The following is a 19,894-nucleotide window of genomic DNA, read 5'->3' on the forward strand; positions in this document are numbered from 1 at the left end:
CTTACAGACGGGCTAGGAACCCTAGGCGGCATCAGGCTGCATACACCGCACCAAATCTAATCGTATTTATTTTAACCTACATTTAAGATACAAGGTGGCAAATAATGCAACTCAATATTCAGGACTTCCGCGAAAAATTGAACTAATTCAGCGCGATGGTAACCGGTGCCATCCAGGATAATATGAATTTTTTGCGGAAGCGGATAGGTTTCCCGGATTGAGCCGAAAAAAAGGACGACATTTTTAGCGTTAATCGTCGGATATTCATGAATAATGGTCTCTTCAATCCGTTGCAAATTGAGTGCGCCCATGATGCTGAGGCGGGTACGACTGCCTGTGGTTTCGACTACTTTAACATTCTCCCTTCCGCTCTTCATCCAGCCATAACTTAATTTTGTGGACTGGGTAGGATGCACGGCATCAATAAACAAAATAGGCTCATTTTGGCCACATTCTTCTTTCAGCGCATTGTAGGTCTCAATAAATTGTTGCTGTTTATCCGCATCGAATTTATGAGGAGTCCCCATCGGCTTCTTGTAGCTGAATCCCTGACGGTGAAGCCATTTTGTCATCCCAGCCACCGTGAAAGCAACCTGCCAGCGCGCCCAGACACAGGCGACAATTTGCGCGGTGGTGTGCATCAAATTTGCGGTCAGATACTCAATTAATTCTGTCGTTTGTTTGGCAGACAAACGGCTTTCAGAGCCGCCATTTTCAGGGGCGAGTTTTTCCTCAGAGAAGTAATCCTTCAGATGGCGACTCACCGTACTTTCATGAATACGCAAAGCCTGGGCAATCATCTGGGCCGTCCAGCCTTCTGACGCCAAAAGCACGGCCTTGATATGGTCACGTATTCGCCCATCACGGGTCGTATCATGCATTAATTCGAGGGCTTCTTTTTGGGCATCTGTCAGATTAATTTTCATGGGCGCGATCCTGATCTGATACGAATGAAAAATCAAGCATCTTCAATGACGATGGGTATAGTTAAGGGTGATAAAAGGGTAAGCAGTTTGTCTAATGTTTTCCGGCTGCGATCCCCAAAAACATGCGCCACTATTCGTTTCAGACGGGACTCCCAAGCATACCAGAGCCAGCGTTGATTTTTCTTGTTTCCCCCAAACGACCCTCGCTCATCCATTTCACAGATAAGCTGAATGTTATCCCCGTCAAGAGGAAGCGTTGTCATGACGGTGCTTGTGACCACTTTCAGGACACAGGCGGTGTCGCGGATCCCTCCGTTATTCATTGCCATATCGATAATCTGCTCTTTAACACCGGGTTTGTAGGCTTGATAGGTGTATTCCAACTGAAAGATCTTACGGCAGGCATAACAGAGCGATGGCCACCATTTCCTTTTCCATGTCCTGATGCGTGACAATAACGACAATAAACGTCAACTTTAGCCATGATCCACCACTAAAAAGTTAGGGCATATCACAATAACTCACTATTCAATACATGACCTAGTCAACAATATGCTTATTGTTATAACAATAGAAAATTTATCTTAAGTTTATATAAATTTAATAATATTTTATATCAGAACCACGCTACCGCCCTTGGCTTAACAGCTACCAGTGCACTGTATACATTCCAAAGACGTGGCGAACCCTGCTAACTTGAGCAAAGCTCCCTGAAACTCAAACGCTAATTGTCTTACCAAACGAAGTCAGAAACAAGGAGAAATCCCATAAAACCGTGACTAAAATTTGGGGATTAACCTACTGTTATTACATGTTTTTATAAAAGCAAAAACGGCAACTACATCCTTTTGGCATCAGCATCGCTGTTCAGAATGTTCGCTGCCGTTATCATTTTTATCGCTAACCGCCACTGGCGATAGGCTGAACTTACTCTCTTAGCAACGTCTCAATACCCTTGCGGAACTTCGGTCCTTCCTTCAGGTTGCGCTGCCCAGACTTCACAAACGCCTGTATATAGCCCATCTTTTTGCCACAATCGTAACTGTCACCAGTCATCAGCATCGCGTCAACAGACTTTTTTTTCGCCAGTTCGGCAATAGCATCAGTCAACTGGATACGTCCCCAGGCACCCGATTCGGTTCTTTCCAGTTCAGTCCAAATTTCTGCAGAAAGCACATAGCAACCCACGGCCATCAGGTCGGAGTAGAGAGTTTGCGCCTGAGCCGGTTTTTCGATGAACTCTACAATACGGCTGACTTTGCCTTCATTATCCAGCAGTTTTTTCGTCTGGATAACGGAATACTCTGAAAAGTCACCTTTCATGCGCTTTGCCAGTACCTGACTGCGGCCTGTTTCATTGAAGCGAGCCACCATTATGGCCAGATTATAGCGCAGCGGGTCAGCACTCGCACTATCAATGATGATATCGGGTAATACCACCACAAACGGGTTATCGCCGACGACTGGACGAGCGCAAAGAATGGAGTGATCCAGTCCCAGCGGCTGCGGCTGACGCACGTTCATGATAGTCATGCCCGGAGGACAAATGGACTGCACTTCCGCCAGCAACTGGCGCTTCACGCGCTGCTCGAGAAGTGACTCTAATTCATAGGAGGTGTCGAAGTGGTTCTCTACTGCTTTCTTGGACGCATGAGTGACCAGGACGATTTCTTTGATCCCTGCAGCAACAATCTCGTCAACGATACACTGAATCATAGATTTGTCGACGATCGGCAGCATCTCTTTGGGGATTGCTTTGGTGGCAGGCAACATATGCATCCTCAGATCAACTACCGGAATAATTGCTTTCAAATTAATCATTATTTCATCCATCTGTAAAATGGTTGCTGAATTATAGCTCTTTAGCTTGTTTTAGCCAGCATGAATTACATTGCTACTTTGATACCGATGGTACGCCGCTTATCTGTTGATGTGGCTCAATAATTTTGGTCACCTTCTGAGAAGTGTTATTCTCACTTCAACTATGAAAAAGGTGACACAATGCAACGACGTTTCAGCCCCGAATTTAAACTGGAATGCACCCAGTTGGTGCTTGACCAGAATTACTCCATCAGCGAAGCCGCTAAGGCCATGAATGTCAGTAAATCGGCCATAAGAAGTTGGGTCCGTCGCTCCGGCATGAACGGCATGGAAAATCGCCGAAAGCGGCCCCCATGACGCCTGAGCAAATTGAAATACGTGACCTGAAGAAAAAGATACAACATGTTGAAATCGCAGATATTGGCAAGCGATTTCATTTGGCACCTCCCCTTGTCTGAAGGAAAAGAAGAGGCAGTCATCATGACACAATATAGGCTACGGCTGTAGTACTATAGCTAAATCAATATAATTCGATATGATCTACATACTCCATAAACAGCTCATCAATTGAACATCTTTCTCGTCTTCTTATCGCTTTGGCTTCGGCCCATTTGTGTTCGATGAGATTCAAATCCGGGCTGTAAGCAACTGTCTTCCGTAGTCTGCTATCGTTTTTATCTTGTCATTTCGTTTATGGAATGGGGCATTATCCATGACAATCACTGCACTGCTTGGAAGCTTTGGCAGCAAATCTTGTGTTATCCAGGCATGAATCTATGGTCACCCCCGTTTTTGCAACACTGATTTTGATGTCGGGTTGGCTTGCTTAAATCTATCCGGCATCATTATGGGCAAAAATGCCCGCGCCACGATGAGTTCCGTGCCTGGTGAACCTGAAAATGACTTCGGCTTCGATGAGCCATTCTTACGTTCAGATTCTTCATCAGGCCGATAGGCCGTTCATGTCATCAATAATCAGTCTTCGCAAAACCAGATGAATAACTTGTCTTTAACTGCTTTATAATCCGTCTATTGAATCAGATTGACATCTATCAGACCCAATATTCATTTTGCTGAGTGGTGATTGCCCACGCGATCCGTGCCAGCTTGTTTGCCAGCGCACAGGCAACGACGTTCGAATGTTTCTTACTCAGTTGTTCCCGAACCCACTCAGCCAGTCTGCTCTGTTGATGTTCCAGCCGCATCATGAATATGCGGGCGCACTGAACCAGTAACCTGCGCAGATTTTTGTTGCCTCGCTTGCTGATACCCAGCAGGGTGGTTTTTCCGCCTGTGCTGTATTGTCGGGGCACAAGCCCGGTAGCGGCCACAAAATCCCGGCTGCCTGAAAATTGTTTACCGTCACCGAGCTGAGAGGAGGGCAAGCTGGCCGTGATGGGGCCAATCCCCGGGATTGTCATCAGGCGTTGAGCCGTCTCATCTGCTTCAATCGATTGGTGTAATTCGGCTTCTAACGACGTGATTTGCTCAACAAGATAAAGATAGTGGGTGTGTAATCTCATCAGCAAACGGCTCAAATAATCGGGAATGTCGTGTTCCGCAAGTACCCGTGATAAGCGTTTAATGACCGCCTCGCCTTTTGGCAGACTGATACCGAACTCCAGCAAAAAGGCCTGAATTTGGTTAGTCGTTTTGACCTTATCCCGGATGAGTGAGTCTCTGATACGGTGTAGCGCTCTCATGGCTTGTTGAGTCTCTGTTCTCGGCTGGACAAAACGCATTGATGGCCGTGAGGCGGCTTCACATATCGCCTCTGCATCAACAAAATCATTTTTATTACTTTTGACAAACGGGCGCACAAATTGGGGAGAGATGAGTTTGGCTTCATGGCCTAAACCGCCAATCCGTCGCGCCATAAAATGAGCGCTAGCACAGGCTTCCATCACAACCGTTGAAGAGGGACACGTTGCCAAAAACTGCATGAGCTTGGTACGCGTAAACTTTTTACGCAGAATGGCCTTGCCGGATTTGTCCTGACAATGAATATGGAAAGCATGTTTGCCGAGATCGATACCGATGAGTGTGACGTTTTGCATAGTGGCCTCTCCAGAAAGAAAATACCCTGTTAGAGTATCGCTCACAGGGTGGGGGCGACCATCTTGTATCTTTAATCGGGTTTATGATGGTTAAGTGAGATTGGCAACAATCATACAGTCAGATAACCATCAAGGGATTAAGCCCGTTAATGAGCTTGCGACGCATGATTGTTACTTTTCTTCGAGAAACCCGAACAGTTGCTTGAAATAAAATTCGCATTTGCAAGAATGGGAGCCGAAGAACCATGACTGAAATAATTTGTGTTGGTATTGATGTTGCTAAAGCTTCACTTGAAATTGCACTTGGCGAACAGGGAACTATCATGACATATCCAAATACCCCTGAGGGTCATGATGAACTAGCAGCTACATTGGCTAACTATGAGATTGATTTAGTTGTATTAGAAGCAACAGGTGGTTATGAGATGCCTGTTGCTTGTGTTTTGCAATCCATAGTGGTGGCTGTTGCTATCGTCAATCCCCGACAAGCCCGTGACTTTGCTAAGGCAATGGGTCACTTAAAATAGATGCTCTGGTGCTGGCACAGTTAGCCCTGGTTTTGTCTCAACGAGCAGACCGGGATAAAATAGCCAGGATATTACCCTCTGCTCAACAACGCGTGCTGCAAGCCATGATCGCACGTCGCCGCCAATTGGTCGTCCTTTCCATCTCAGAACGCCAAAGGTTGGGGAGTTGTCATCCCGAAATTCGAGAAAGCATCACCTTAATGAGCAGTTTCATACAAGAACAGCTTAAGGTCACGAAGGTCTTTTGGATAATAGCGCCAATGACATTAATGCGACCTTTGGCATGCCAGTCGTGTGTGCCGAAACAACGCAGCCCTTTCGCCGAATAACCGTGTGTACGTGGCATAGACTGCGCAAAACCGCTTTCATCCAGATAAATAATCGGTTTGCCCACGTGTTCATAGTGGCGGATGCACTCGACAAACGCCTGACGAGCCTGAGCGTCAGCGTTGGGGTGTTTTAGTGTTTTTTTTGAAGGTGATATTCAGCCGGTTCAATGCGTAATGGATAGCTGACTGCGTGACACCCAAGCGTTTTGCTCTTTCCCATTGATAGTCATCGGGGTAATTTTGTACATCGATGATGAGCACCTCATCACTGATTTTAGTGGGCGGTTTATCACGCGTCACACAAGGTTCTATCTTGTGGCACCACCGAAACAGGGTGCGAATAGCGATATCAAAGTGAGCACCCGTTTGTTCGAAAGTCAACGAATACTTGTCTTTGTATGCTAGTACTTTCTTGCGGAAATCTAAACTGTAACCCATCTCACGACTCTGCCTTGTCATTGGAATGCAGATGTTATGCCATATTATTTTGATTCTGCTATAGATAATATATTTAACTGATAAAATAGAAGTTGGTGCTACACACTTAGTAGAAAAAACACACGCAGCAGAAATGGATACTGTTAATTATACTTTAAGAATTTACTTAAAACATGCTAAATATCGTCCTATTCGAACCAGAAATTCCGCCTAATACAGGCAACATTATCCGCCTGTGTGCCAACACAGGCTGCCAACTTCACCTAATCCAACCTTTGGGTTTTACATGGGATGACAAACGCCTGCGCCGCGCAGGATTGGATTACCACGAATTCGCCAATATCAAACAACATCACGACTACAACGCATTCTTGGAAAGTGAAGGGCTTAGTCCAGTCAATTCACAATCTTCGTCTGGTGCGCGTCTGTTTGCCTTAACCACAAAAGGCACTCCGGCGCACAGTAATGTGAGTTATCGTGATGGTGATTACCTGATGTTTGGTCCGGAAACCCGTGGTTTGCCGTCTTATGTGTTAGATAACATGCCACCTGAACTGAAAATCAGAATTCCTATGCTGCCAGATAGCCGTAGCATGAATCTGTCCAATTCTGTTTCGGTGGTCGTGTTTGAAGCATGGCGGCAACTGGGTTATCCAGGTGCGTTATTGAGGGATTAATATATGACATTCAGCGCCTAACCCGCGCTGAATGTTCTATTTATTGACTACAAGAAAAGGAACAGAATTTCAAATCCCAGCTCCATTCTCAAATCCATTATTGATGCCATTAAAATGCTGATTCATATCCAGTGATGGCTTATCACTTTCCGGTTTTCCAACAATCCTGGCTGGTACGCCTGCGACTGTGGTATGAGGTGGGACTGATCTTAATACCACCGATCCCGCACCAATTTTTGCGCCACGACCAATCTCTATATTACCGAGGATTTTGGAACCCGCGCCAATCATCACCCCTTCACGCACTTTCGGATGACGATCCCCGCTAGTTTTACCTGTTCCCCCAAGAGTCACAGATTGCAGAATGGAAACATCATTTTCAACAACCGCGGTTTCACCAATCACAATACCAGTTGCGTGGTCGAGCATGATGCCGCAACCAATTTTCGCGGCAGGATGGATATCAACGCCAAACGCAACCGAGATTTGGTTTTGCGTATAAATTGCCAATGCTTTGCGATCTTGTTTCCATAACCAGTGTGCAATGCGGTAGGCCTGTAGGGCATGGAAGCCTTTAAGGTAGAGTAATGGTGTCGAATATTTATCTACTGCCGGATCACGCAGTCGAACAGCTTTGATATCACGTGCTGCCGATTCAATCATCTTAGGGTCACTGTGATACGCACTTTCAACGACTTCTCTGACTTCAATAGGAGGCATAATCGGTGTTGCCAGCTTATTTGCCAGCATATAACTCAGGGCACTACCAAGATTTTCATGCTTGAGTAGTGTCGCGTGAAAAAAACTGGCTAGCATGGGTTCACAGTCAGCCAGAACCCTCGCCTCGTTTTTTATATTTTTCCAGACTTCGTTCAGTTCTGCTCGCGACATATCAGTGTTCCCGTTTGATTTAAGAGTGAGAGCCCTCTCCCTCATCTCTTGTAGCTCTTCCCAATAATGCTTGAGCGGCTTCAATCACATTTTTATTGCAGTACAGTATCTGGTAGATCTGCTCTGTGATAGGCATTTCGACACCCACTCGCTCCGCCAAAGCTCGAACTTCTTTGGTATTACGATATCCTTCTACAACTTGCCCGATTTTGCGCTGCGCTTCATCAACATCAATACCTTTTCCCAGCATCATGCCAAAGCGACGGTTACGGGATTGGTTATCAGTGCAGGTCAGGACTAAGTCTCCCAACCCTGCCATTCCCATAAATGTCGAAGAGTCAGCTCCCAATGCCACGCCAAGACGGCTCATCTCCGCCAATCCTCGGGTAATCAACGCCGTGCGGGCATTTGCCCCGAATCCCATACCATCAGAGATCCCTGCACCAATTGCAATAACATTTTTTATTGCTCCACCGAGCTGCACTCCGATGAAATCAGGGTTTTTGTATACCCGGAAACTTTTGCCGCAATGGAAAAGCTGTTGAAGCTCTTCACCAAATTCAGGTGTTGTGGCAGAAACAGCTATCGCGGTTGGTAAACCGGCTGCCAGCTCTTTTGCGAATGTCGGGCCAGAAACTACCGCCAAGGGGATTTCATTACCTAATATCTCACGGGCTACATCTTGTAATAAGCGCCCTGTTTCAGCCTCAAGCCCCTTGGTCGCCCAAACAATACGGCTATCATGTTGTAAATGTGGCTTTATCTGTTGCAGGACATCACCGAAAACATGGCTGGGAACCACTATCAGGATATTGCGACTGGCTGAAACGGCACTTTTCAGATCAGCCTCAAGCAGTAAACTATCAGGAAAAGAAACATCCGGTAAAAATGTCTCATTACAACGCGCTTGTTGCAATGCATTAACGTGCTCAGGGTTATGCCCCCAAAGCATAACTTCATGTCCATTACGAGCCAAAGTAATGGCTAAAGCGGTGCCGTATGAGCCGGCACCGATCACTGTCATAGAAGCAGTATTCATTAGGCTTCCTGTTCAACCCCATTAGGCTGTGTGTCAGCCTGCTGTTGCAGATAGTTCATGAACAGTGCATCAAAGTTAACTGGAGCCAAGTTCAGTTGTGGGAAAGTACCACGACCTACCAAGCTGGTGATGCATTCACGGGCATATGGGAACAGAATATTCGGGCAATAGGCACCTAAGCAGTGTGCCAGTTGTGTCCCTTCAATGCCATCAATGGAGAAAATACCTGCCTGCTGAACTTCACACAGGAACGCAGTTTCTTCTCCCAGTGCCGCCGTAACAGTAACGCGCAGAACAACTTCATAAACTCCCTGAACCAATTCACTGGAAGCAGTGTCCAGATCCAATTTGACTTCCGGTTGCCATTCCTGCTGGAAAATCTGCGGTGCTTTTGGTGCTTCGAAAGAAACATCTTTCGTGTAAATACGCTGGATCTGGAAAGCCATTTCTGTGTTGTTTTGTTCTGACATAATAATGTTTACCTTTTTCAGATGTCCTTATTGAACCTTTTAATCGTACAAGCATATTACTTGCATCTAAGCTCGTTATTTCTTGCCATGAGCCAATGGCAAATTTTCACCCGCCCAGCCAGCAATTCCTTCTTTCAGAGAATAAACCTGCTCGAAGCCAAAACGAACCAAATTCTCCGCCGGTATTCTGGATTCCAGCCCATTGGCTGAAACTACGAGGACGGGCTGTTTTTTATGTTTCTCCAACTCACCTAGATTATTGTCTTTAATCTCAGATGGCGTCAGGTTAACGGAACCTATGATATGCCCTCTGCGGAAATCGTCACGGGAACGTAAATCCACAACGATAGCTTCTTCCTTGTTGATTAAATGGATAGCCTGAGCACGGGTGATCTCTTTACTCTTGGAGAACACACCTTTTACCGTCATAACAATGACAGCCACCAGCAATGCAGCCCAGACAAGGCTCAGGATCGTGTTCCGGCTAATAAATTGCATGATTTCTTGCAGCATGGGGGGCAACAACTCCCGTTAGTTAATAACAAATATCTAAGGTAGAAGAGTATACCTGTGTGTTGCGTCAATTACAGCCAATTAGCACCAATCCAATGCAGATTTTGCGGAGAGTTTCGAGAAAAATTAAAAAATACACCGAGAACAACTTGATTGTAATGCATGATTAAAATATTTCATGTAACACTAGGCCAAGGCAGGATCTTCGACAATAAATGAGCTAAATTAACTAAAACTTATATTAATGATAAAAAACAGGCTGTTCTCTGGTCAGAGGCAATTCCTCATGAAATAATCAGGCGCTATATAGCAGCAAGGTACTCAATTAAGATGGCTGAAAATAAGGATCTAAAGAGTCGTAAGAATCGGCAGAAACAATACAAACGGCAAAATAAAATCAGAGCGTTACAGCTATTCTGTGCCTTGTTGTTCACCTTTTTCAGCTTCATTACAAGTACTTTCGCAAATCAGATTTCAGAGAATAAAAATCAGCTCAAAGATATTCAACAGGATATTGCCGAGAAAGAGAAAAATGTAAAACAGCAGCAAAAACAACGTACTGACCTGCTTAATCAATTAAAAGAACAAGAAAGTACTATCTCAGAGGTGGGACGTTCGTTGCACACGACTCAAACTCGTCTGAATCAACTAGAAAATGAGGTTTCATCGCTGAATGTAAATATCAAACGCCTGCAAACGCAACAAAAGGAACAGCGTCAATTACTTGCCAACCAATTAGATGCTGCCTTTCGGCAAGGAAATAACCAAGGATTAGAATTATTGCTTAATGGGCAGGAAAGTCAGCGCAAAGAGCGTATTCTCGCGTATTACAGTTATTTGAATCAGACACGTCAGGAAACTATAGTCAAACTGCAAAAAACAACCGAAGAACTCAACCAGCAAAAAAAGCAGCAACTAGAAAAACAAAGTGAACAGAAAGCGAAACTAACCAGCCAAAAACAGCAAAAACAGAAAATGGAAGTTGTCCGCACCGCGCGACAGAAAACATTAACGACACTGGAATCTTCATTGAAAAAAGAGCAACAGGGCCTCACAGAGCTTCGGCAGAATGAAACCAGATTGAGGGACAAGATTGCCAAAGCTGAACGGGAAGCCAAAGCGCGTGCTGAACGTGAAGCTCGTGAAGCAGCTCGCGTTCGTGCTCAAGTTGCCGCTAAACAGAAACAAGCCCAACAAAAAGGCTCCAGCTACAAACCAACAGAAGAAGAACGTGCTCTCATGGCACGGACTGGCGGTCTTGGACGCCCTGCCGGGCAAGCAATTTGGCCAGTACGCGGTCGTGTCATCCATAGTTTCGGAGAAGCAATACAAGGTGAACTGCGCTGGAAAGGGGTTGTGATCTCCGCGGCAGAAAGTACTGAAGTAAGGGCAATCTCAGATGGACGTGTATTGCTGGCAGACTGGTTGCAGGGCTATGGCCTGGTTGTCGTGGTTGAACATGGTAAAGGCGATATGAGCATTTACGGTTACAACCAGAGTACATTGGTCAGTGTTGGGCAACAGGTTCGAGCAGGCCAACCAATAGCTCTGGTTGGGAGCAGTGGTGGACAACAACAACCCTCACTGTACTTTGAAATTCGCCGTCAGGGTCGGGCTGTTAACCCATTACCGTGGTTAGGAAAATAGGATAGAACGATACAGGATGAATACTAGTATACTGTTATTCTTCACATCATTGCTGTTTACCTTAAACGTTCAAGCAGCACGTTTAGCCATCGTCATTGATGATGTTGGCTATCGTGTTAATGCAGAAAATAAGATATTCCAAATGTCTGTTGCGGTTTCTATCGCAATCCTGCCCAACTCCCCATACGGCAGGAAAATGGCAGAAAAGGCCTATCAGCAGGGACGGGAAATTTTAATCCACCTGCCAATGGCACCATTAAGCAAGCAACCTCTGGAAAAATACACACTCCATCCTGCCATGAACCGGGAAGAAATTGCCCGTATTATTCAAGATGCTATACAGAAAGTTCCCCATGCTGTTGGTATGAATAATCATATGGGCAGTGCAATGACCTCTAATTTCAGTGGCATGGAAAAGGTAATACAAGAGTTATCCCATCGTCGCCTCTATTTTCTGGACAGTGTGACAATCGGTAATACACAAGTTACCAAAGCGGCGATAGGAACTTCTGTTCCAGTGCTCCGCCGCAATATTTTTTTGGATAATACTCAAACCGAAGCAGAAACACGGCATCAACTTAACCGCGCAATCGCCCTCGCCCGCAAACAAGGTTCTGCCATTGCCATTGGACACCCGCACCCAACAACCATGCGTGCCTTACAGCAAACACTTGCTACATTACCCAGTGATATTGAGTTGGTCACACCTAGTATGTTGTTAAGCTCTGCTCCGACAACCAAAAACGATAATCAAATTGTGCGTAATTGCATAAAGCCCCGTGAATCAAAGCCAGCACCAGCAACTTCATCGGATTATCTCAAGATGTTAGGAAAGGCATTATCTAACAATGTAATCGTTAATTCTTTAAATCGACATATGCAAAAACTGTTGGGTCATTATCGGGCACAGGAAACACCAAATGATTCAGGCAAACCAGAAGTAAGGCAAACAACGGAAAACAAAATGGCAGGTAAAACAAAGCCGCAACAAAAAGACGATCAAACAGGCGCCCAAAAAACCAAAGACGCCTGTGCTAATTTTTAATCCCAATTTAAGATTACTTTGCCAGATTGCCCTGATCGCATGATATCAAAGCCTTTCTGGTAATCATCAATCGAGAATTGATGAGTGATCATCGGGGACAAATCTAGGCCGGATTGGATCAAAGCCGCCATCTTGTACCAAGTTTCGAACATCTCACGCCCGTAGATACCCTTGATGAATAATCCCTTAAAGATGACTTGATTCCAATCTATCGCCATATCTGATGGAGGAATCCCCAACAGAGCAATACGTCCACCGTGATTCATGGTATTAAGCAAAGTGCAAAATGCGGGTGGTGCTCCTGACATCTCTAAACCGACATCAAAACCTTCTGTCATTCCTAATTCTGCCATGACGTCGGTCAGGTTTTCTTTGCTGACATTCACCGCACGGGTAACACCCATTTTACTAGCCAGTTCAAGGCGATATTCGTTCACATCTGTAATCACGACATGACGAGCCCCAATATGCTTACACACCGCTGCCGCCATAATCCCGATAGGGCCAGCACCTGATACCAGTACATCTTCCCCCACCAGATCAAAAGACAGAGCAGTGTGTACTGCATTGCCGAATGGGTCAAAAATAGCGGCCAGCTCATCTGGTATATTGTCTGGAATTTTAAAGGCATTAAATGCAGGAATAACCAAATATTCAGCAAAAGCGCCTTCACGGTTTACACCAACACCCGTGGTATTACGGCATAAATGAGTACGCCCGCCACGGCAGTTACGGCAGTGACCACAGGTGATGTGACCTTCACCGGACACGCGATCGCCAATCTTGAACCCTTTTACTTCCTGACCGATAGCAACGATTTCACCAACATATTCGTGCCCCACCACCATTGGAACAGGGATAGTTTTTTGAGACCAATCATCCCAGTTATAGATGTGAACATCCGTCCCACAAATGGCAGTTTTACGGATTTTAATCATCACATCATTGTGCCCAAGTTCTGGCATGGGCACATCCGTCATCCAGATACCTTCTTCTGGCTTTAATTTAGATAATGCTTTCATAATGATACCTTAGGCAATGACGTTCAATTGCCTGCCAATGCGTGTAAATGCAGCCACCACATGTTCAATTTGTTCTTCAGTATGGGCGGCTGAGATCTGGGTTCGGATACGCGCCTGACCTTTAGGAACAACCGGATAGAAGAACCCAATTACATAAATGCCTTCTTTCAGTAATTCTGCCGCAAATTCCTGTGCCAGTTTCGCATCCCCCAACATGACAGGGATGATGGCATGATCAGCGCCTGCCAGTGTGAAACCTGCCGCAGTCATTTTTTCACGGAACAAGTTCGCATTTTTCCAGAGACGCTCACGCAGATCGTCTCCATTTTCCAGCATGTCCAACACCTTGATCGATGCAGCAACAATGGCTGGAGCCAGTGAGTTGGAGAATAGATATGGGCGTGAACGCTGGCGCAACCATTCAACAACTTCTTTACGCGCGGCGGTATAACCACCGGATGCACCGCCCAAAGCTTTCCCGAGCGTGCCGGTGATGATGTCAACACGCCCCATGACATCACAATGTTCATGCGTGCCACGTCCCTGTTTGCCAACAAAGCCAACCGCATGTGAATCATCAACCATGACCAGCGCACCAAATTCATCCGCCAAATCACAGATGGATTTCAGGTCAGCAATGACACCATCCATTGAAAATACCCCATCAGTTGCGATCAGGATATTTTGCGCACCTTCGGCTTTTGCCTTTTCCAGCTGTGCTTTTAATTCTTGCATGTCATTATTGGCATAGCGGTAACGTTTCGCTTTGCATAAACGGACGCCATCAATGATGGAAGCATGGTTCAAGGCATCAGAAATAATGGCATCTTCTGGCCCAAATAATGTTTCAAACAGACCGCCGTTTGCATCAAAGCAAGAAGAATACAGAATGGCATCTTCCATACCCAAGAACTCAGCAATCTTATTTTCTAATTCTTTATGGGAGTCTTGTGTACCACAAATAAAACGAACGGATGCCATACCGAAACCGTGGCTATCCATTCCTGCTTTTGCGGCTGCGATCAGGTCAGGGTGATTGGCCAAACCTAAGTAGTTATTGGCACAAAAATTAATGACTTGGTTACCTTCGGCAACAGCAATATTGGCATTCTGGGCAGAAGTAATAATACGTTCACTTTTGAATAACCCTTCCGAGCGGGTTTGCTCCAACTGCTCATTAATTTTCTGGTAAAAAGACGCTGACATTTTTCTCTCCTAGGTACCTAATTAAGTGAAAAGCGTGGTGTATTTTACTGATAGATCCTGCCAGTGACGACACAACGAGAAAGATAATATCAACTTTGTAAAGCTGATCACGGCTCAGAGTCTGGCATGCAGCAAAATTTCAGGATATTCGCCTGTTTAAGCTGCTGTCGTCAGTAGGGTTAAGTGCTATTATACGCAGCAAAGATCTACCCAATAGATATCAAGTTACAGTAAGAAGGCTGCAATTTGGAAGAATCTGGGTGTAATAATGAACAAACTATTTAGAGGTGAGCCAAATGATTATTGTCACTGGTGGCGCAGGGTTTATCGGCAGCAATATTGTCAAGGCACTGAATGACGAAGGCTACAAGGATATTCTGGTTGTTGATAACCTGAAAGACGGCACAAAGTTCGTCAATTTAGTTGATTTGGATATCACCGATTATATAGATAAGGAAGACTTCATTGCTAGCATCGTTGCGGGTGATGATTTAGGTGACATTGATGCCATTTTCCATGAAGGTGCTTGCTCATCCACAACAGAGTGGGATGGTAAGTATATGATGGATAATAATTATCAATATTCTAAAGATGTGTTGCATTATTGCCTTGATCGTCAAATCCCTTTCCTGTACGCCTCCTCTGCTGCGACTTATGGTGGCCGTAGTGACAATTTCATTGAAGAGCGTCAGTATGAAAAACCTCTCAATGTTTATGGCTACTCCAAATTCCTGTTTGACCAGTATGTTCGTGATATTTTGCCCCACGCAGATTCTCAAATTTGTGGCTTCCGTTATTTCAATGTATACGGGCCGCGCGAAGGGCATAAAGGCAGTATGGCAAGTGTCGCCTATCATTTAAATAATCAGATTCATCAAGGACAGAATCCGAAGTTATTTTCCGGCAGTGAGCATTTCCGCCGTGATTTCATTTATGTCGGTGATGTTGCTGCGGTCAATCTGTGGTTCTGGAAAAATAGTATTTCCGGCATCTTTAACTGTGGAACAGGCCGCGCTGAATCTTTTCAGGCGGTTGCCGACGCTGTAACTGAATTCCATAAAGAACAATCCCCGGTCGTGGAATACATCAATTTCCCAGAAAAATTAAAAGGTCGTTATCAGAGCTTTACTCAAGCAGATCTGACAAAACTTCGCGCTGCCGGCTATGAAAAACCGTTCAAGACGGTTGCCGAAGGTGTCGCTGAATATATGCAATGGCTAAATCAGGATAATTAATCGACTTCTATGAAGATACTGGTGATCGGCCCATCATGGGTAGGTGACATGATGATGTCACAAAGCCTCTACCGTACTTTGAAAGCTTTGTACCCCAATGCAGAAATTGATGTGATGGCACCGGCATGGTGCCGTCCATTACTGGCAAAAATGCCAGAAGTGAATCAGGCATTGGCTATGCCGCTTGGTCATGGTGCTCTTGCCTTGGGGGAGCGCCGACGCCTCGGACTCACATTGCGTGAAAATAAATACGATCGTGCCTATGTATTGCCCAATTCATTCAAATCTGCATTGGTACCTTTCTTCGCCAATATCCCGTTGCGTACAGGCTGGCGCGGTGAAATGCGTTATGGACTGTTGAATGATATCCGAGTCCTGAATAAGAGTGCGTTTCCGCTTATGGTTCAACGCTATGTGGCTCTCGCATATGAAGGGAAAAACATGAACAGCGCTGATGACCTTCCACAAGCGCTGTTATGGCCGCGATTAAGTGTCAATGATGAAGACATTGCAGAATCAACCTCAGCCTTCAATATTGCTGATCACCGTCCGATTATTGGCTTCTGCCCCGGTGCTGAATTCGGCCCAGCCAAACGCTGGCCACATTATCACTATGCAGCCCTGGCTGAACAATTAATCACCGAAAAAGGCTATCAGATATTACTATTTGGTTCCGACAAAGATCATCAAGCAGGTGAAGATATTCGCGCACTTTTAAGCGAGGGTGCCCGTGAAGATTGTCTTAATTTGGCAGGAAAAACCTCACTGGAGCAGGCAGTAAATATCATCGCAGCCTGTGATGCCATCGTCACAAACGATTCTGGTTTGATGCATGTAGCAGCCGCTTTAAACCGTCCTCTGGTGGCCTTATATGGGCCAAGTAGCCCGGATTTCACTCCACCGCTATCACATAAGGCCGAAGTGATCCGTCTGATTACGGGCTACCATAAAATCAGAAAAGGCGACAGCGACGGCGGCTATCACCAAAGTCTTATCGATATTCAGCCTGCAATGGTTTTATCTTCATTAGAGAAGCTGCTACAGGCGGAGAGTCAAAATTAATGCGTGTTTTACTGGTAAAAACATCCTCAATGGGGGATGTGTTACATACTCTGCCGGCATTAACTGATGCAAGAAAGCAATTTCCTAACATTCAATTTGATTGGGTGGTAGAAGAAGGATTTGCCCAGATTCCAACCTGGCACAGTGCTGTCGAAAATGTGATTCCCGTGGCTATTCGACGCTGGCGAAAAAATTGGTTCAGAAAAGATATTCGTGAAGAAAGAGCGCGATTTAGGCAACAACTGCAACAATGCCAATATGACGCAATCATTGATGCGCAAGGTCTGTTAAAAAGCGCTTTTTTGGTAACTCGGTTGGCACAAGGCCCAAAACATGGTTACGACAGAAAAAGCATCCGCGAACCTATCGCCAGTTTTTTCTATGATTATTGTCATGCCATCAACAAGCAACAGCATGCGGTTGAACGTATTCGGGATTTATTTGCTGATAGTTTGGGCTATAAAAAACCTTCAGAGCAAGGTGATTACACCATCGCCCGTCATTTTTTGAACCAGCAAACCGACAGCCAAAGTAACTATCTGGTTTTTCTCCACGCAACAACACGTAATGAAAAACATTGGCCTGAACATCATTGGCGGCAGCTTATTGCAAATATCCAAGAAACTGGCATACGCATTAAATTACCTTGGGGCGCAGAGCATGAACATCAGCGAGCATTAAGGCTGGCAGCAGGGTTTTCTCATGTTGATGTTCTACCAAAACTGGCACTCGCTGAAGTCGCACACGTTCTCGCAGGAGCAAAAGCGGTGGTTTCAGTTGATACGGGATTGAGTCATCTTACGGCGGCACTTGATCGACCCAATATCACGCTATTTGGGCCGACTGATCCGGGATTGATCGGTGGATATGGGAAAGAACAACATCCTCTGAAATCGGTGGATAATATGATGCAAAGTATTACACCTTCAGAGGTTATGTTGCTTTTAAGAAACATATTAAAAAAGCACTTTTCCTAGCGGCAATGTTTCACACCAACGATTTTTGTATTCAAACGTAGGGTTACCCAAGGAGTAACGCATAGTTTTATCTCCCTGCTGACACAATGCTTTTGCTTCTTGGATATTCACCCACATCAAGACACTGCCAACGCTGAGATGAGCATATTCAGGATCATAACCACCATTAATGGCATCAAAGGAAATCCATTTGGGGCTATCCGCCCACAGAACAAAATCGTAAGCACAAGGTTTGCCGTTAATCAGTAGCACATTACCAAATATATGCTCACGTAGTTCAGTATATATTTCAAGGAGATGTTTTTTTTGCTCTTCAGAATGACTTTGGTTCCAACGCTTTTGATATAGATCGATATAAATATCTACTAACTCTTCTGCACGAAACTCACTTGAAGGACGGATTTCTCCTCCGGCACGCTTGAATTTATTGATCTCATTGCTGCGATTACGACGGGTTTTGTAAGAGAAACTGTCTTTTATTAGGCAGATTTGGCGTTTACTAAAAAGAGACCTATAGCTAGCATTAATAAAATTAATTTCATGAATAGGTGATAATCTCTTTGATTTTACTGGTAAAAACAACTTAGTATCGGTTGCAATAGGGAAAATAATTTCATCATAGGATAGTGGATATTTAGTTTGTATCTCTTCAATTAATTTTTTGTTTTGGTAAGAAAAACAAGCACCTTTAATTCCAAATTCTGTTTTTTTTATATAAAAGTAAAATTGCCCATCAAGATGTTTCTCCAAAAAAGATACAATATTGGGATGTGTTGATACACCCCCACCGAAAAGGACGTAAGCTTCTTTATATTGTTCGAAATCGCAATTTTTCCATCCTGAAAAAAGTGCTTTTATTTTCATCATACTCAATCCCATAAAATTAACTCTTCTTAACATTAAGATAATTAACTTAATAAACAATCATTATAGGAATATATTATAAGATCGAGTTAAATTCAATTTTCTTAAATGAATTTATTGCACTAAACATTGATAAATTATAAATCATGACTCCATGTTTTTTAGCCAGTTCTTCTGATAAATCAAAACAAGGGATTATTATATTTTTTAAATTTTCATCTAGTTCAGTATCAAGGATATCATCTGGGTTCTCATAAGACCTTGGTTTATCAAAGTCATTCATATCTAATCCAGCAAAATATACTTCTTTAATAATTTAAGAAAATGCTATTTGCAAAGCGGCATAGGCTACTGTTCTGCCATCATAAAATCCTTTATTTAAATTAAGTGAAAAAGCAACATTTTTATTTACAACCAATTCATCGCTTATTATATTAAATAAATCTCTTTCCTTTTCATAAACTGGCTGGTCAATATGCTCGATAAGCACAATCTTACATTTAATTACAACTAAATGATCTTTAAGTAATATTTCATTTAAACAATCCATTGTTGTTAGCAATGTTAATGAATAATTATTTAAAATATTCAATACAAGGTTAAATCTATTTATAATAAATATTCTATCTATAATAACATGATATTTGAAATTCACATTTTTTGATAATTCATACGCTCCATTAGCTCCTAATATATCGAATTTTTCACTATCAAAAAAATCAATATCGATATCTAGAACAGATGGTCCTGACGCTATAATTATTAATGGTTTTCTTGATGAAAAATCAAAGCTAGAAACATCAACACTCCTTTTATTAAAAAGGACATAATCTATCTTTCCATTTATATCTCTTGATATACTTATATGCGGCCAGAAATTCATGTTATTTTTCATTTTACTACCACATATGTTTCTATATATAGTTTTAGTTATTTTATATTTAAAATTATTTATAAATTTATATAACATTCTATTTATTAAAACCATTATACAATCCACCATAGAAAAAATTGGTTATTTTATTTTTATAGTACATATAATTAATTATAAGACTTGGATTCGCATGATAGGTGCAATTTCTGAAAAAGGTGGTCAGTTGCTATAGTAGGCATCTTTCTCGCCAAAGGAAAATGCGCTATGGCCTATA

General features: G+C 43.7%; 18 protein-coding genes and 4 pseudogenes. 8 read left to right on the top strand and 14 right to left on the bottom strand.

Annotated elements, in window-relative coordinates; all coding sequences use genetic code 11:
• Nucleotides 1–92: 92 nt before the first annotated feature.
• From BM135_RS14960 to galF, 3 genes and pseudogenes are all read right to left on the bottom strand, one after another.
• Nucleotides 93–926: pseudogene (locus BM135_RS14960) on the bottom strand (IS630 family transposase); the annotation flags it as partial.
• Nucleotides 927–982: 56 nt separating this feature from the next.
• Nucleotides 983–1,410 (bottom strand): annotated as a pseudogene (locus BM135_RS14965) (IS1 family transposase); the annotation flags it as partial.
• 443 nt (nt 1,411–1,853) lie between these two features.
• A complete protein-coding gene (galF, locus tag BM135_RS14970; protein ID WP_092521089.1) occupies nt 1,854–2,747 on the bottom strand; it encodes a UTP--glucose-1-phosphate uridylyltransferase GalF in 894 nt (297 codons plus the stop codon).
• A gap of 180 nt (nt 2,748–2,927) precedes the next feature.
• Here galF and BM135_RS14975 point away from each other — a divergent pair.
• A pseudogene (locus BM135_RS14975) lies at nt 2,928–3,157 on the top strand (transposase); the annotation flags it as partial.
• Nucleotides 3,158–3,799: 642 nt separating this feature from the next.
• On the opposite strand, the gene BM135_RS14985 reads toward BM135_RS14975, so the two are convergent.
• Nucleotides 3,800–4,804, bottom strand: coding sequence for an IS110 family RNA-guided transposase (locus tag BM135_RS14985; protein WP_092521091.1), 1,005 nt, complete (start codon nt 4,802–4,804; stop codon nt 3,800–3,802).
• Between the two features lie 245 nt (nt 4,805–5,049).
• Between BM135_RS14985 and BM135_RS18045 the strand changes: the two are divergent.
• Nucleotides 5,050–5,564: pseudogene (locus tag BM135_RS18045) on the top strand (IS110 family transposase); the annotation flags it as partial.
• A gap of 210 nt (nt 5,565–5,774) precedes the next feature.
• Here BM135_RS18045 and BM135_RS15000 read toward each other — a convergent pair.
• Nucleotides 5,775–6,098 (bottom strand): IS630 transposase-related protein, encoded by a 324-nt coding sequence (locus tag BM135_RS15000; protein WP_092521093.1) that lies wholly within the window; start codon nt 6,096–6,098, stop codon nt 5,775–5,777.
• Between the two features lie 173 nt (nt 6,099–6,271).
• Here BM135_RS15000 and trmL point away from each other — a divergent pair, with 173 nt between their 5' ends.
• A complete protein-coding gene (trmL, locus tag BM135_RS15005) occupies nt 6,272–6,775 on the top strand; it encodes a tRNA (uridine(34)/cytosine(34)/5-carboxymethylaminomethyluridine(34)-2'-O)-methyltransferase TrmL (RefSeq protein WP_092521095.1) in 504 nt (167 codons plus the stop codon).
• 69 nt (nt 6,776–6,844) lie between these two features.
• On the opposite strand, the gene cysE is transcribed toward trmL, so the two are convergent.
• From cysE to BM135_RS15025, 4 genes are all read right to left on the bottom strand, one after another.
• Nucleotides 6,845–7,666 carry a serine O-acetyltransferase gene (cysE, locus tag BM135_RS15010; protein WP_092521097.1) on the bottom strand — a complete coding sequence of 274 codons (822 nt, stop codon included), beginning with the start codon at nt 7,664–7,666 and terminating at the stop codon, nt 6,845–6,847.
• Nucleotides 7,667–7,685: 19 nt separating this feature from the next.
• Nucleotides 7,686–8,705: an NAD(P)H-dependent glycerol-3-phosphate dehydrogenase gene (gene gpsA / locus BM135_RS15015; protein WP_092521099.1), complete on the bottom strand. Its 1,020-nt coding sequence runs from the start codon at nt 8,703–8,705 to the stop codon at nt 7,686–7,688.
• Entirely contained in the window at nt 8,705–9,175 is a 471-nt protein-coding gene (gene secB / locus BM135_RS15020) for a protein-export chaperone SecB (protein WP_092521101.1), read from the bottom strand. Before secB ends, gpsA begins: the two co-directional genes overlap by 1 nt.
• A 75-nt stretch (nt 9,176–9,250) precedes the next feature.
• Complete coding sequence (locus tag BM135_RS15025) at nt 9,251–9,688, bottom strand: rhodanese-like domain-containing protein (RefSeq protein ID WP_092521103.1); 438 nt, start codon at nt 9,686–9,688, stop codon at nt 9,251–9,253.
• A gap of 330 nt (nt 9,689–10,018) precedes the next feature.
• Between BM135_RS15025 and envC the strand changes: the two genes are divergently transcribed.
• Both envC and BM135_RS15035 read left to right on the top strand, forming a co-directional pair.
• Complete coding sequence (gene envC / locus BM135_RS15030; RefSeq protein ID WP_092521105.1) at nt 10,019–11,335, top strand: murein hydrolase activator EnvC; 1,317 nt, start codon at nt 10,019–10,021, stop codon at nt 11,333–11,335.
• Between the two features lie 16 nt (nt 11,336–11,351).
• On the top strand, nt 11,352–12,380 hold the full coding sequence (locus tag BM135_RS15035; protein WP_092521107.1) for a divergent polysaccharide deacetylase family protein: 1,029 nt from the start codon (nt 11,352–11,354) through the stop codon (nt 12,378–12,380).
• Here BM135_RS15035 and tdh read toward each other — a convergent pair.
• Nucleotides 12,377–13,402: an L-threonine 3-dehydrogenase gene (tdh, locus tag BM135_RS15040; protein WP_092521109.1), complete on the bottom strand. Its 1,026-nt coding sequence runs from the start codon at nt 13,400–13,402 to the stop codon at nt 12,377–12,379. The genes BM135_RS15035 and tdh overlap by 4 nt on opposite strands.
• Nucleotides 13,403–13,411: 9 nt before the next feature.
• Nucleotides 13,412–14,608: a glycine C-acetyltransferase gene (gene kbl / locus BM135_RS15045; protein WP_092521111.1), complete on the bottom strand. Its 1,197-nt coding sequence runs from the start codon at nt 14,606–14,608 to the stop codon at nt 13,412–13,414.
• A 296-nt stretch (nt 14,609–14,904) separates the two neighbouring features.
• Here kbl and rfaD point away from each other — a divergent pair, with 296 nt between their 5' ends.
• Genes rfaD through rfaC form a run of 3 tightly spaced genes read left to right on the top strand, consistent with a single transcriptional unit; the run spans nt 14,905 to nt 17,882 of the window.
• Nucleotides 14,905–15,843, top strand: a complete 939-nt coding sequence (gene rfaD, locus BM135_RS15050) for an ADP-glyceromanno-heptose 6-epimerase (RefSeq protein ID WP_092521113.1) — start codon at nt 14,905–14,907, stop codon at nt 15,841–15,843.
• A gap of 9 nt (nt 15,844–15,852) precedes the next feature.
• Nucleotides 15,853–16,905, top strand: coding sequence for an ADP-heptose--LPS heptosyltransferase RfaF (gene rfaF / locus BM135_RS15055; protein WP_092521115.1), 1,053 nt, complete (start codon nt 15,853–15,855; stop codon nt 16,903–16,905).
• Complete coding sequence (rfaC, locus tag BM135_RS15060) at nt 16,905–17,882, top strand: lipopolysaccharide heptosyltransferase RfaC (RefSeq protein WP_092521117.1); 978 nt, start codon at nt 16,905–16,907, stop codon at nt 17,880–17,882. The genes rfaF and rfaC overlap by 1 nt, the downstream gene beginning before the upstream one ends.
• On the opposite strand, the gene BM135_RS15065 is transcribed toward rfaC, so the two are convergent.
• The 3 genes from BM135_RS15065 to BM135_RS15075 all read right to left on the bottom strand — a co-directional run bounded on the left by BM135_RS15065 (nt 17,862) and on the right by BM135_RS15075 (nt 19,641).
• Nucleotides 17,862–18,749, bottom strand: coding sequence for a GNAT family N-acetyltransferase (locus tag BM135_RS15065; RefSeq protein WP_092521121.1), 888 nt, complete (start codon nt 18,747–18,749; stop codon nt 17,862–17,864). The genes rfaC and BM135_RS15065 overlap by 21 nt on opposite strands.
• 73 nt (nt 18,750–18,822) lie before the next feature.
• Nucleotides 18,823–19,029 (bottom strand): hypothetical protein, encoded by a 207-nt coding sequence (locus tag BM135_RS15070; RefSeq protein WP_092521119.1) that lies wholly within the window; start codon nt 19,027–19,029, stop codon nt 18,823–18,825.
• Between the two features lie 33 nt (nt 19,030–19,062).
• Nucleotides 19,063–19,641, bottom strand: coding sequence for a hypothetical protein (locus tag BM135_RS15075; protein WP_139204121.1), 579 nt, complete (start codon nt 19,639–19,641; stop codon nt 19,063–19,065).
• Nucleotides 19,642–19,894: the final 253 nt, after the last annotated feature.

Origin of the sequence: Xenorhabdus japonica, from assembly GCF_900115195.1 — a bacterium.
Classification (GTDB): Bacteria; Pseudomonadota; Gammaproteobacteria; order Enterobacterales; family Enterobacteriaceae; genus Xenorhabdus; species Xenorhabdus japonica.

Bases quoted from the DNA above. Each gene is read 5' to 3' on its own strand.
- galF (WP_092521089.1), bottom strand. From the start codon at position 2,747: ATGATTAATTTGAAAGCAATTATTCCGGTAGTTGATCTGAGGATGCAT.
- BM135_RS14985 (WP_092521091.1), bottom strand. From the start codon at position 4,804: ATGCAAAACGTCACACTCATCGGTATCGATCTCGGCAAACATGCTTTC.
- BM135_RS15000 (WP_092521093.1), bottom strand. From the start codon at position 6,098: ATGGGTTACAGTTTAGATTTCCGCAAGAAAGTACTAGCATACAAAGAC.
- trmL (WP_092521095.1), top strand. From the start codon at position 6,272: ATGCTAAATATCGTCCTATTCGAACCAGAAATTCCGCCTAATACAGGC.
- cysE (WP_092521097.1), bottom strand. From the start codon at position 7,666: ATGTCGCGAGCAGAACTGAACGAAGTCTGGAAAAATATAAAAAACGAG.
- gpsA (WP_092521099.1), bottom strand. From the start codon at position 8,705: ATGAATACTGCTTCTATGACAGTGATCGGTGCCGGCTCATACGGCACC.
- secB (WP_092521101.1), bottom strand. From the start codon at position 9,175: ATGTCAGAACAAAACAACACAGAAATGGCTTTCCAGATCCAGCGTATT.
- BM135_RS15025 (WP_092521103.1), bottom strand. From the start codon at position 9,688: ATGCTGCAAGAAATCATGCAATTTATTAGCCGGAACACGATCCTGAGC.
- envC (WP_092521105.1), top strand. From the start codon at position 10,019: ATGGCTGAAAATAAGGATCTAAAGAGTCGTAAGAATCGGCAGAAACAA.
- BM135_RS15035 (WP_092521107.1), top strand. From the start codon at position 11,352: ATGAATACTAGTATACTGTTATTCTTCACATCATTGCTGTTTACCTTA.
- tdh (WP_092521109.1), bottom strand. From the start codon at position 13,402: ATGAAAGCATTATCTAAATTAAAGCCAGAAGAAGGTATCTGGATGACG.
- kbl (WP_092521111.1), bottom strand. From the start codon at position 14,608: ATGTCAGCGTCTTTTTACCAGAAAATTAATGAGCAGTTGGAGCAAACC.
- rfaD (WP_092521113.1), top strand. From the start codon at position 14,905: ATGATTATTGTCACTGGTGGCGCAGGGTTTATCGGCAGCAATATTGTC.
- rfaF (WP_092521115.1), top strand. From the start codon at position 15,853: ATGAAGATACTGGTGATCGGCCCATCATGGGTAGGTGACATGATGATG.
- rfaC (WP_092521117.1), top strand. From the start codon at position 16,905: ATGCGTGTTTTACTGGTAAAAACATCCTCAATGGGGGATGTGTTACAT.
- BM135_RS15065 (WP_092521121.1), bottom strand. From the start codon at position 18,749: ATGATGAAAATAAAAGCACTTTTTTCAGGATGGAAAAATTGCGATTTC.
- BM135_RS15070 (WP_092521119.1), bottom strand. From the start codon at position 19,029: ATGAATGACTTTGATAAACCAAGGTCTTATGAGAACCCAGATGATATC.
- BM135_RS15075 (WP_139204121.1), bottom strand. From the start codon at position 19,641: ATGAAAAATAACATGAATTTCTGGCCGCATATAAGTATATCAAGAGAT.